Origin of the sequence: Dokdonia sinensis (assembly GCF_003688895.1) — a bacterium.
GTDB lineage: Bacteria > Bacteroidota > Bacteroidia > Flavobacteriales > Flavobacteriaceae > Dokdonia > Dokdonia sinensis.
This window is the reverse complement of sequence record NZ_REFV01000007.1, coordinates 86317-99137: the sequence shown is the minus strand read 5'-3', so window position 1 is coordinate 99137 and position 12821 is coordinate 86317. Positions and strand designations below refer to the sequence as shown.

At 42.5% G+C, this 12821-nt stretch carries 11 protein-coding genes; 7 read left to right on the top strand and 4 right to left on the bottom strand.

Annotation, left to right across the window (positions count from 1 at the left end; translation table 11 throughout):
- Window position 1: 1 nt before the first annotated feature.
- Window positions 2–952, bottom strand: a complete 951-nt coding sequence (locus EAX61_RS08715) for an NAD-dependent epimerase/dehydratase family protein (RefSeq protein WP_121917302.1) — start codon at window positions 950–952, stop codon at window positions 2–4.
- Window positions 953–1095: 143 nt separating this feature from the next.
- On the opposite strand from EAX61_RS08715, the gene EAX61_RS08710 reads away from it, so the two are divergent.
- The 3 genes from EAX61_RS08710 (at window position 1096) to EAX61_RS08700 (ending at window position 4956) form a co-directional block, all read left to right on the top strand.
- The gene (locus EAX61_RS08710) at window positions 1096–1737 is read left to right on the top strand and encodes a hypothetical protein (RefSeq protein ID WP_121917301.1); all 642 of its coding nucleotides are present in this window, start codon (window positions 1096–1098) and stop codon (window positions 1735–1737) included.
- Window positions 1738–1762: 25 nt separating this feature from the next.
- Window positions 1763–2278: a nuclear transport factor 2 family protein gene (locus EAX61_RS08705; RefSeq protein WP_121917300.1), complete on the top strand. Its 516-nt coding sequence runs from the start codon at window positions 1763–1765 to the stop codon at window positions 2276–2278.
- 146 nt (window positions 2279–2424) lie between these two features.
- Entirely contained in the window at window positions 2425–4956 is a 2532-nt protein-coding gene (locus EAX61_RS08700) for a T9SS type A sorting domain-containing protein (protein WP_161555212.1), read from the top strand.
- A 95-nt stretch (window positions 4957–5051) separates the two neighbouring features.
- On the opposite strand, the gene EAX61_RS08695 is transcribed toward EAX61_RS08700, so the two are convergent.
- The 3 genes from EAX61_RS08695 to EAX61_RS08685 form a co-directional block, all read right to left on the bottom strand.
- On the bottom strand, window positions 5052–5330 hold the full coding sequence (locus tag EAX61_RS08695; RefSeq protein WP_121917298.1) for a chaperone modulator CbpM: 279 nt from the start codon (window positions 5328–5330) through the stop codon (window positions 5052–5054).
- Window positions 5331–5332: 2 nt separating this feature from the next.
- Entirely contained in the window at window positions 5333–6247 is a 915-nt protein-coding gene (locus EAX61_RS08690; RefSeq protein WP_121917297.1) for a DnaJ C-terminal domain-containing protein, read from the bottom strand.
- Between the two features lie 88 nt (window positions 6248–6335).
- Entirely contained in the window at window positions 6336–6881 is a 546-nt protein-coding gene (locus tag EAX61_RS08685; RefSeq protein WP_121917296.1) for a hypothetical protein, read from the bottom strand.
- Window positions 6882–7085: 204 nt separating this feature from the next.
- On the opposite strand from EAX61_RS08685, the gene EAX61_RS08680 reads away from it, so the two are divergent.
- The 4 genes from EAX61_RS08680 (at window position 7086) to EAX61_RS08665 (ending at window position 12806) form a co-directional block, all read left to right on the top strand.
- Window positions 7086–8114, top strand: coding sequence for a ligase-associated DNA damage response exonuclease (locus EAX61_RS08680; RefSeq protein WP_121917295.1), 1029 nt, complete (start codon window positions 7086–7088; stop codon window positions 8112–8114).
- Window positions 8111–9775, top strand: a complete 1665-nt coding sequence (locus EAX61_RS08675) for an ATP-dependent DNA ligase (protein WP_236642014.1) — start codon at window positions 8111–8113, stop codon at window positions 9773–9775. The genes EAX61_RS08680 and EAX61_RS08675 overlap by 4 nt, the downstream gene beginning before the upstream one ends.
- Before the next feature lie 51 nt (window positions 9776–9826).
- On the top strand, window positions 9827–10171 hold the full coding sequence (locus EAX61_RS08670; RefSeq protein WP_121917294.1) for a GIY-YIG nuclease family protein: 345 nt from the start codon (window positions 9827–9829) through the stop codon (window positions 10169–10171).
- Between the two features lie 151 nt (window positions 10172–10322).
- Window positions 10323–12806, top strand: a complete 2484-nt coding sequence (locus EAX61_RS08665) for a ligase-associated DNA damage response DEXH box helicase (protein WP_121917293.1) — start codon at window positions 10323–10325, stop codon at window positions 12804–12806.
- Window positions 12807–12821: the final 15 nt, after the last annotated feature.

Here is a 12821-nt window from a genome sequence, read left to right as displayed (position 1 = left end):
ATCAATTATATTTTGGCTGGAGGTTTTCCAGCATTATAGCGGTCATCTCATCAAGTCCAAACTTGTGTTTCCAGCCCCAATCTTCCCTCGCTCGAGAATCATCTATGGAGTTAGGCCAGCTGTCTGCAATTTCCTGACGGAAATCTATGTCATAGCTTATTTCAAAATCAGGAATATGTTTTTTGATACTCGCAGTCACATCTTCTGGCGCATAACTTACTCCTGCAAGATTGTAAGAAGAGCGTATTTTTATCTCCTCTTCTTCTGCATCCATAATACTTATTGTTGCCCGTATGGCATCATCCATATACATCATAGGAAGTATTGTTCCTTCCTTTAAAAAGCAACGATACTGGCCGTGCTTTAAGGCGCGATGGTAAATATCTACCGCATAATCTGTGGTACCTCCTCCAGGCTCCGTGGTATAGCTTATGAGACCAGGATAACGTATACTGCGCACGTCCACACCAAATTTATTAAAGTAATACTCGCACCATCGTTCCCCCGTTTGTTTAGAAATTCCATATACTGTGGTAGGTTCCATAACAGTGGTTTGAGGCGTATTTTCGGCGGGAGTGGTGGGTCCAAAAACGGCTATACTTGATGGCCAGAACAGTTTCTTGATTTTATTTTCTTTGGCAAGATTAAGTACGTTAAATAGCGAGGTCATATTGAGATGCCACGCCTTTGCAGGAAAACGCTCGGCAATTGCGCTTAACATTGCTGCCATAAGATAAACGGTGTCTACTTTGTATCTAAAAATTACATCTTCGACCGCTTTAAAATCTGTTGCATCCAGAGTTTCAAAATGCCCACTCGCCATAAGTTCATCGTTTCCCTCGCGTATGTCACTTGCTACCACTTTATCTTCTCCAAAACGCTCGCGGAGTTTCATCGTGAGTTCCGTCCCTATTTGCCCGCAGGCGCCTATAATAAGTATTCTTGATTTCATAAAGCTTGTGTGGGGTTAAGTACGCTTTCGCGAAAGCGTAAAAAGTATCTTTAAAACATCCGTCACTACGATAACGATTGCGTACTGCAAACATAATCATAAAACCTTTTTGTTCTCAAACAGATTCACATACTTTTGCCTTAATGAAGACGCCCTTTTACCTATTCTTATTGTGCCTAGGTTTCATCGCCTCCTCGCTATTTATAGCTTGTGGTGACACAAATCAAACCACCGAAGTTGTTGCCGAAGATACCGCGGCGGTGGACACACTTTCTATAAATGTAATTGATCGATTAAAGCCAGAGTTACGACTCACTCAAAAGGCGTCAGATTCTTCTAAAAATTGGACATTATACACCAGCCTGGAGAAGATACTTCTCAAAACAAAGGATATTAATCTGGGCGACCTCAAGGAAGAGATGGCAAATGCGAGAGCGCTTTTTGACAAAAAGGAACAAGCCGAAGAAGATAATATCTCTATGCCCGTAGCAATAAAACAGCCACCTGCCGTAAATGCTCGTGTACTGGTTATAGAAACTAAAATTAAAATTTTAAATGACCTCCTTCTTAAAGAATCTATAGATATAAATGCCATCGAGGTACAGCTCATTGAACTGCACAACGCATTCCAAGACTTAAGATTACAGATGAATGAGCGCTATGCAAAAAGCATAGAACAAATGCTAGAAGAGCTACGTGAGGAGCAGGAAGAACAAGATGCACGAGACATCAATGAAACAACTCCTACGAGTAGACCATCTTTATCCCTTTCTGAAAATTATTGATTTTGTATCTTGACAAAAAAACAAGATGCGCTATACATTTTCTATTTGCTTTTTATTCATAACACTTATAAGTTGTTCTGCTCAGAAAAGTAGTACCGTAGTTGATCCTAAAAAATCCATTGACACTTCCCTAGAGGCCTGGCACAAGGCTGCCGCAGGTGCAGACTTTGACGCCTATTTTGGACTAATGACCGAAGATGCTGTCTTTCTGGGCACTGATGCTACAGAAAACTGGCAAATACAAGAATTCAAGGCTTTCTCAAAGCCCTATTTTGATAAAGGTAAAGCTTGGTCTTTCTCAACTTTAGAGCGTAATATCTATCTTGATATAGATGGAGAAACAGCGTGGTTCGACGAACATTTAGACACACAAATGGGAATCTGTAGAGGCTCTGGAGTAATGAAGAAAACTGGTAACACTTGGAAGGTCCAGCACTACGTGCTTTCCATCGCAGTTCCTAATGAAAATGTCTCTGCCCTAACAGTAATGAAAGCAGATTGGGACCGTAAGCAGATGGAGAAAATGAGAAATGACAACTAAAACAGTTGAGAATTTATCAACTAAACAAGCCTTATACCTTTTTCTAAGTATTAATCTCATTGTAATCCCTCATTTATTAAGAATTTCCTATGATTTCCGCCGTTCGGCTCTTATATTTGTTTTCCATTTTAAATAAATCCTACAATATGATTAAAAAAACTCTCCTCACACTAACATTTTGCGCAGTCGCAGGAAGCGCTTTTGCACAAATAGGAACAGACGCCCCGTGGATGGAATCCTTTGCTGAAAATCCAAGAGCGGCAAAATTTCAAGATATTCAAGAAGCTTTTTATGCGTATTGGGCAGATAAAGATGAAACTGTAAAAGGAAGTGGTTATAAACCTTTTAAACGGTGGGAATCCATTAATCAGAATTTCCTTAATCCAGATGGAACGTTAATGACAAGTCAACAGCAACTTCAGGGCTGGAGGGATAAAGTGTCTATGCGCATTAATCGAGAAGATAGTGGCGACTGGCAGTCCGTGGGCCCTTTAAGTCATTTAGAAACAGGCTCTTGGTCTCCAGGTCAAGGACGTGTAAATGCTATGGCAGTAGATCCTAACAATGATGATATTCTTTATGTAGGTGCCCCTAATGGTGGTCTATGGAAGTCTACAGATGCGGGGACAAATTGGGAACCACTTACGGATGATTTACCACAAATAGGAGTTTCTGCTATTATGGTAGACCCAAATGATTCTAATATAATATACATAGGAACTGGAGATGATGATGCTGGAGATAGTGATGGGGTTGGAGTTTTAAAATCTTTAGATGGTGGAGAAACCTGGGACTTTACCGGACTTAATGAAACAAATTCTCCGCTTTCTTTTAATGAGATTTTTATTCACCCAACAGATAGTAATATTTTATGGACTTCTTCCTCTAGCGGTGTTTATAAAACGACTAACGGTGGTGACGACTGGACATTAGTTCGCTCTGGAAACATAAGAGATATGCGCGTACAACCAGGTAATCCTGATATATTGTACTGTGTATCTTCTAATAGATTTTATAAGTCTGTAGATGGTGGTGACACTTGGTCTTTGCGCACAGACGGAACTCCGAATGGAGCCGTAAACAGACTCACGATAGACGTAACACCTGCAAATCCTGATGTAGTCTATATTTTTGCTGCAAACGGTAATAATCAATTTAAAGGAATTTATAAATCTACAGATGCAGGAGAAACCTTTACCCTAACAAGTAATGGTGATCCAGGAGTGTTTGATGGGTCTTCACAATCCTGGTATGACTTTGCTTTCGCCGTTTCTGATACAGATGAGAATATTATTTTTACTGGAGTCCTAAATGTGTGGAGATCTACAAATTCTGGAGCCTCTTTTGTCCGGATAAATAATTGGAGTTCTCCCGAGCAGCCCTCATATACACACGCAGATATTCACAACCTCCGATACATTAACGGGAAACTATATTGTGGTAGTGACGGTGGGATTTATGTTTCAGAAAATAACGGAGTTGTTTTTACCGACCTTACAGAAAATCTAGCAATCGGTCAGTTTTATAGAATTGATGTCGCAAAAGATGACTCGCAAATTATTGCGGGAGGACTTCAGGATAATGGAGGTTATGGTCGATCAAACAATCAATGGCATAACTTTTACGGAGCAGATGGAATGAATGTGGTCATTGACCCGCAGGACTCAAATAAAATGACTGGTCTTATTCAAGGCGGTGGCGGGCCTTACATAACAGAGGATGGTGGTGCTTCACTAGCAACAAATGGTTTCCCAAACGGTCCTGATAGTGGTGACTGGATTACACCTCTTGGCTATTCTAAGGACGGCCGTGTTATTGGAGCATATCGAAGCATATGGGAATTTAATCCCGTAACCCTTTCTTGGTCTCGTCTCTCTAGCACAGTTGCAGCAGGTGGAACCGTTAAGCATATGGCTCTTGATCCTAGTGACGATGATATTATGTACGTCGCTTATAGCAATACCTTGCGCCAGAGTGTAAATGGCGGAACGAGTTTCACAACCCTAGCAACATCCTTCTCAAGCGATATTACCTGGGTTGATGTAGACGGAGAAGATAATCGCATTCTATATGTGACTACAAGAGGTGCTAATGGTAGAGTTTTTAAAATCACCCTAGATGATGATGATATTAGTGAAGTAGATGACATAGACGACATCACAGGCTCTTTACCTAATATTCCAAAACTTGTTATTAAAAACCAAAATAACCACTCTGATAATCCACTCTTTTTAGGAACAAGCATAGGTGTCTGGAGATATGATGATGTGACAGAAGATTGGACTCCATTTGATAATGGATTGCCTAATGTTACCGTACGTGATCTAGAGATAAACTATACAGATGGGAATATAACGGCAGGGACTTACGGAAGAGGAATTTGGCAGAGTGCTATACCTCAAGAAGCACTATCTGTAGATTCATTTTCAAGCAACAGTCTGCGTATTTTCCCTAATCCATCTAATGGTATTTTTAATCTGCAATGGAGAAGCGCTGGTAACAGTCTCGTTACTGAAATTAATGTATATGACATCACAGGAAAACGTGTGCTTTCTTCTAAAGTAACAGATGGAAGCTTATCATCTGCAGTAGACCTATCTTCAGTTTCGGCGGGAATTTACTTGCTCAAAATGCAAATAGAAGGTGTCGAGGTTACAAAAAAACTGGTTGTTCGATAGTAGAATTTAATGATGCGTATTTCGCTTTCGCGAAAGCAGAAAAAGGTCAACCCAATAAGGTTGACCTTTTCTTTTCAATATCATTTATGCTGCTACTATTCGTATAAATTCAGTCTATTACGTAATTTTTGTACGTCGGTGTCCAGTTTTTCTATGCGTTCTAGCAAATTGAGAATTACGTCTATCCCCTCAAAATTAATATCCATCTCCCGATTGAGCCTGATGATTTTTTCTACTCTGGGAAGTTCCTCGTGCTGAATGAACTCACGGTCGTGCAAGCTTATGAGTCCGTAATCTTGAAGACGCTCTACATACGTTGTCTCGATGCCGTGGCTACCGCAAAAATCCGTTATCTTAATATATGTTGTACTCATAGCTATTTATTTAAGTCTGCAATTTGTTTAAACAGGGCCTTTTGTTGGGCAGAAAGATTGGTCGGAGTTTTTACCTTGTAAGTAATATAAAGGTCGCCGTGATTGTTTTCCTGTTTGTATTTCGGGAAGCCTTTACCCTTTAGTTTGACCTGGGTGCCAGATTGGGTTTCGGGCTTCACTTTGAGTTTTACCTTGCTGTTAAAGGTATCAACTGTGATTTCCCCTCCAAGTACAGCAGTAATCATATCTAAGTCCACATCCTTGTAAAGGTTTGCCCTATCTCTCTTAAAGGCCGTGTTGTTCAAAATTTTAAAGGTGATGTATAAATCTCCTTTTGGCCCTCCATTTGTCCCTTCGCCACCATATCCAGAAATTTTTATGGTTTGTCCGTCCTCAACACCTGCGGGGATGGTGAGTCTGATGTTCTTTCCGTTTATAGTGAGCGTTTGTTTCTGGGAAGTATAAACATCCGTTAGATTGAGCTTAAGCTCTGCATTATAATCCTGCCCTCTAAACTGTGCCTGTCTTGAGTGGAAACCTCCTCCCGAAGCGCCTCCAAACATCGAACTGAAAAAATCTGAAAAATCCTCTCCCCCAAAATCTGTCTGTGTATACGTACGACCTCTTCCAAAAGGATCTCCGCCTCCTTGGCGATAGGCACCAGAACGCTTTGCTTTTTCAAACTCCTCTGCGTGTTTCCAGTCTTTTCCGTACTCGTCATATTTTTTACGATTTTCTGGATTGCTCAAAACTTCATTTGCCTCATTTATCTCCTTAAACTTACGTTCGGCTTCCTTGTCATTGGGGTTTACGTCGGGGTGGTATTTTCGCGCGAGCTTCCGATACGCCTTCTTGATTTCCTTATCAGAAGCCGTTTTGGGAATGCCTAGCGTTTTATAGTAGTCTATATATTCCATTATCAGGTTGTTCTTTCTTTAATAAAGTAACTAAATGAACCTAAATGTGGGTGTTAAAAAAATCCCATCTTTTAAGATGGGATTTAATTTAAATGGTGTGCTTCCAAGTAGTTTTTTCGGTTTTCCCACCAGCTGGTTCCTTAGCTTTTTCGGGTTCGGCGGGTATCCACGGTCTACCAAAACCGGGCGCTTCACTATGACGTTGCATCATTGCCTCCATACGTTTTCTTATGGCATCCATATTGGGAAAACTCTCAAACGGATCATTGTTAAAAAAGTCGTCCATAAATGGATTACCTTGCTCAGAGTCCTCTTCAAAAAAACCTGCAAAGGGGTCACCTCCCATCATCCCAAAGGAACTGCGCATACGCTCGCGCATCTGTGCCATAAGGCTATCGGGGTTTATTTCTTGTAGTTCGGCCAGGTTGTTACCCGAAGAAGACCAAGAATAAATGGAGTCATAGCGCACGATATTTCCGTGCTCATCTACTTCTCTATTCACACGCCATTGCCCTTTTGGTTTTACCGAATCTTTTTGTGTTTCTCTATGCGCAAAATCCTGAGAAGATTCTTCCTGCGCCTGACAACTGACAGCCAAAATTGCTGTCGATAGAAATATGATTAATCTCTTCATCTTGAACAATTTTTAAATTTAATATTGCACTTAAAAAAACAAAATCTGTGCCTTTCTCATTTGGGTACAAAATGTCAGTTTCGCATAATAATGTGTAGTGTTGGTGGACGTATTTACCCCTTACATTAGTTCTAAAGTTCTCTTAAGACATCAAATTTATAATCTCCCCACGCGTATCTTTAAGCTGAAAAAGAAAAATCCAGCTTGAAAAAACCACTCCTAGAATTTACAGATAAAGGCATTTACTGCCCACCCGCAAAGGTCTATCTCGACCCGTGGAAGCCTGTGGATAAAGCCCTCATTACCCACGGCCACGCAGACCACAGCCGGTGGGGACACAAACAATACATCACCCACGAGAGCAATGTGCCTATCATTTCACATCGTCTAGGAGATATAAATGTTTCAGGAGTACGCTTTCGCGAAAGCGTAAACATAAACAACGTAAAATTCACCTTTCACCCCGCAGGACACATTCCCGGCTCCAGTCAAATACGAGTAGAGCACAAAGGTGAAGTATGGGTATTTACTGGCGACTACAAAACCGAAATTGATGGCATTTCTGAACCCTACGAACCTGTAAAATGTAACACATTCATAACCGAATGTACCTTCGGCCTTCCTGCCTTTAAATGGACCCCGCAAGCCGAAGTTATGCACGACATCAACACCTGGTGGGCGCAAAACAAAGCCGAAGGGAAATGCTCTGTACTGTTTGCCTACAGCTTAGGAAAAGCACAGCGACTTTTAAAACATCTAGATCCCAGCATTGGCAAAATAATGACCCACGGAGCGATAGAAAAAATGACCGAAGTCCTGCGCCCAATGATGGATATGCCCGCCACCGAATTGATAACCAGAGACACCCCAAAAGCCGACTTTAAAGGAAGCATCGTCCTCGCCCCACCCAGTGCCCACGGCAGTACGTGGATTAGAAAAATGGTGCCCTATGTGACTGCTAGTGCCAGTGGCTGGATGACCTTTAGAGGTGCCCGTCGTCGCAGGGCGATAGATAAAGGTTTTGTAATGAGCGACCATTGTGACTGGCCAGCTTTATTAGAAAGCATAGAAGCCACAGGCGCTGAGAAAATAATCTGCACCCACGGATATACTGATATTTTCTCAAGATACCTTCGGAGTATTGGGTATGATGCCAGAACTGAAGAAACGCAATATGAAGGTGAACTTGCAGAAATGGACACCAAAAAAGAAGAGGAGGAAACCGCCGTATGAAACTATTTGCCTCCCTCATAAAAACCCTAGACTCCACAAATAAAACTAACGAAAAGGTAAAAGCCCTTGCGCACTATTTTCAAGAGGCTCCAGATGATGACAAGGTATGGACGATTGCAATACTCTCGCATCGTCGCCCGCCACGACCTGTGAATACAACTTTATTGCGCGAGTGGGCGAGCGAACTCGCAAACATTCCGCTCTGGTTGTTTGAAGAGAGCTATCATATCGTGGGTGACCTTGCCGAAACCATAGCGCTTGTCATCCCAACCGCTACAAACTCTTCTGAAAAATCGCTCACCCAGTTTCTTGAGGAGATGATTGCGCTCAAGCGAAAAAGTGATGAAGAAAAAAAAGAATATCTTTTTGATAATTGGGCAAATCTCAATTATTATGAACGTTTCGTTTTTACAAAATTAATTACAGGGGGTTTCCGCATCGGGGTGAGTCAGAAATTGATGACCCGTGCGCTCTCACAAGCAACCCAAATTGATGAAGACGAACTTGCCTATAAACTGATGGGCAACTGGGACCCAAAGACGGTTAACTTTCACGACCTTGTTATCGAGGAAGATGCGAGTCAAGAATTTTCCAGACCCTATCCCTTTTTTCTAGCCTACGCGATCGAAGATGATGCTAGCGAATTGGGCAATGTAAACGACTTCCTCGCCGAACACAAATGGGACGGCATACGCTCTCAAACTATTTTCCGGAACGGAGAAATCTTTATTTGGAGCCGTGGGGAAGAACTTGTGACCAACAAATATCCCGAGCTGGAAATCTTAAAGGAGCACATTCCAGACGGCACCGTAATCGATGGCGAGTTGTTACCATTTTATGACGGGCAGATAGGCACTTTTAATGATTTGCAAGCGCGCATCGGTCGGAAGACGGTGAGCAAAAAGATGCTCAAGGATGTACCCGTGATTATTAAAGCCTACGATATTTTAGAATGGGAAGGAGAAGATATACGTGAGACCGCTTTCGCGAAACGTAGAAATATTTTAGAATCGGTATATAGCAATATTACAGATAAAGATCTGCCAATAGGCATTTCAGAAACAATGGAATTTGACAGCTGGGAGGCTATGGCAACCGAGCGTGACCGAAGTAGAGAAATGCGCTCTGAAGGTTTGATGATTAAAAGAAAGGATAGCCCCTACCGCGTAGGCCGAAAAAAAGGCGACTGGTGGAAGTGGAAAGTAGACCCGCTCACTATAGACGCCGTACTCACCTACGCTATGCGAGGTCACGGAAGGCGAAGCAATTTATTTACAGACTATACCTTCGGCTTGTGGAATGAGGATAAGACCGAGCTAGTGACTTTCGCGAAAGCGTACTCAGGCCTTACCGACGCCGAGTTCCGAAAAGTAGATGCTTGGATTAAGAAAAATACGTTGGAACGTTTCGGCCCCGTGCGCAGTGTGACTCCGCATCACGTTTTTGAAATTGCTTTTGAGGGGATTGCATTATCAAAAAGACATAAGAGTGGAATTGCTACGCGATTTCCTAGAATTTTGAGATGGCGACAGGATAAGAAGATTGAGGAGGCTAATACGCTGGAGGATTTGAGGTTACTAATTCCGAGCAATTTGCCCGAAGGGCAAAAGGAGAAGGAATCTCTCCCAACCACAAAACAAAAGAAATCCAAGAAGCAATAGCCAAATCACCGCACAAGAGTGAGAAAAATAAACTCACAAAAGAGTAAACAAATGCCCTATTACACCTACATCCTAACGAACAAAAACAAAACAGTTCTTTATGTAGGAGCAACGAGTGATATGAGAAAAAGAATATTTCAGCACAAAACTAAGTTTTATCCCAAGTCCTTTAGTGCTCAATATAATTGCTATAATTTGATGTACTACGAAGTGTTTGACACGTGGAAAGAAGCGCTAGCAAGAGAAAAACAACTCAAAGCAGGGAATAGAAAGCGTAAAGAAAAATTAATCAATAGTAGGAATCCTGAGTGGAAGGATTTGGCTGGTTCCTTCGCTTCGCTTGGAGAGGTGCCGTCGTTACACTCGGAATTATTTTATATTGAGGAGATATGGTAGGAGGTGTGTTTAATTCCAAATCTGTACTGATTGCTTTGCTACGCTCGCAATTATTTTACGTGCTTACTGTTGCGTGGGGTGTGTTTGGTTTAGTAGGTATTAAATCCGCACAGATTGCTTCGCTTTGCTCGCAATTGTTGCTCGCTTGCTTATGACCCAAAAAGAACTCCTACATATCGCTGAAACTTGGTTCCAGTCTCAAAACTGGAAACCCTTCCCCTTCCAAAAACAAACGTGGAAGGCATTTCTTGCGGGTAAAAATGGGTTACTCAATGCACCGACGGGTAGTGGTAAGACGTATGCACTTTGGTTTCCCATTGTGCTCAACTACATCAAGCAAAATCCGGATTATAAAACCAAACACAAAAAGGGTCTAAAGGCTATTTGGATAACCCCCTTACGTGCGCTCTCTAATGAAATTGAACTTTCGGCCAATCGTATTACAGAGGATTTGGGCACGCAGATGACGGTGGGGATTCGAACTGGAGATACTTCTCAATCGGAGCGGGCAAAACAAAAACGGTCGATGCCCGACCTTTTGATAACAACACCAGAAAGTCTGATGTTGCTGTTGGCTTCTAAAGGATATGATAAAGTGTTTAAAGATTGTTCTGCCATTGTCATTGATGAGTGGCACGAACTTCTGGGCACCAAGCGCGGTGTACAGATGGAACTCGCCTTAAGCCGACTCAAAACGGTAGCCAAAGATTTAAGAATTTGGGGGATATCGGCAACTATTGGGAATTTGGAACAGGCTCGGGAAGTATTATTGGGACCTACGAGTAGCGCTTTTCGCGAAAGCGTAACTATCAAAGCAAACATCAACAAAAAAATAACTGTAAAATCCATCATTCCTGATGAGATGGAAACGTTTCCGTGGCGGGGTCATCTGGGGATACACCTGCTGGAATATGTTGTGCCCATCATAAACAATAGTAAAACGACGCTACTCTTTACAAACACGCGAAGTCAGTGCGAGATTTGGTTTCAGAAAATTCTTGCGGCGCATCCTGAGTATGCGGGGGAGATTGCGATGCACCACGGGAGTATCAATAAGGAAACGCGCACTTGGGTAGAAGGCGCCATACGCAACGAAACCTTAAAAGCAGTTGTGTGCACCTCATCATTGGACTTGGGAGTAGATTTTGCACCCGTAGAGACCATCGTGCAAATAGGTGGGCCGAAGGGTGTTGCGCGTTTCTTACAGCGCGCGGGACGTTCGGGACACAGCCCTGGAAAAGAAAGTGTAATTTATTTCTTACCCACCCACGCTATTGAGCTGGTCGAGGCCAGTGCGTTGCAACGCGCGGTAAAAGAAAATACGGTGGAAGATAGGATTCCCTACCTCAACAGTTTTGATGTCCTCATTCAGTATCTCACGACGCTTGCAGTATCTGATGGGTTTTTGCCCGAGGAAATTTGGCCTGAGGTGCAGAGCACCTTTTGTTTTCAGGCGATGACAAAAGACCAGTGGCAATGGCTCCTCAATTTTATCTCAATGGGCGCGCAATCCCTACAGGCCTACGACGAGTATAAAAAAGTTGAAGTTCTAGAAGATGGCCGTTTTAAAGTCAATTCTAGAATGGTCGCGATGCGTCATCGTCTACAAATAGGAACCATCGTGAGCGATGCCAGTCTGATGGTCAAATACCAAAAAGGCGGATACATCGGGATGATAGAGGAGTTCTTCATCAGCAAGCTTACGCGTGGCGATGTGTTTACGTTTGCCGGTAGAAATCTAGAGTTCATTCGCATTAAAAATATGGAAGTGCACGTGCGCAATAGCACAAAAAAGACCAATAAAGTCCCCTCGTGGATGGGTGGTCGCTTGACCTTAAGCAGCCAGATGTCGCAACTGTTACGGGAGGAGTTGTATACGGGGAATTTGCTTTCGCGAAAGCGAAGCCCCGAAATCAACGCCCTAGAACATATTTTCCGCCGGCAGAAAGTGGAAAGCATTGTGCCGGGAGCTGACCAATTTTTGATAGAAACCTTTAAAACCCGAGAAGGTTATCATCACGTCTTTTACCCGTTTGAGGGTCGTTTTGTACACGAGGCGATGGGGAGTTTGTTGGGATATCGTGTGAGTCTGCTGGACCCGATTACCTTCTCACTTGCCTTTAACGATTATGGGTTTGAATTACTGTCCGATAAACCGATTGATATACAATCTGTTTTAGACAATAATTTATTTACGGTGGAATATATGCACGATGACCTCCAGAAAAGTCTAAATGCAACCGAAATGGCGCGCCGAAAATTTCGCGATATCGCGGTGATTTCTGGATTGGTTTTTACGGGTTTCCCTAACAAACAACTTAAGCAGAAACATTTGCAAAGTAGTAGCCAGCTGTTTTTTGATGTGTTTCGGGATTATGAGCCGGACAATCTGTTATTTCAACAGGCGTTTACAGAGACCTTTGAACATTCTCTGGAAGAAGGAAGACTGCAAGAATCATTAGAACGCATCGCCACGCAAGAAATCGTTTGGAAACAATGCGAGCAGGCAACTCCCCTATCCTTCCCTATTATTACTGACCGCTTACGCGAAAAGTTGAGTAGTGAGAAACTAGCAGATCGAATCAAAAGGATGACCGCGATTCTGACGAAGAAAACGGGTAAAAAAAAGCGGTAATACCGAAATCCTTGC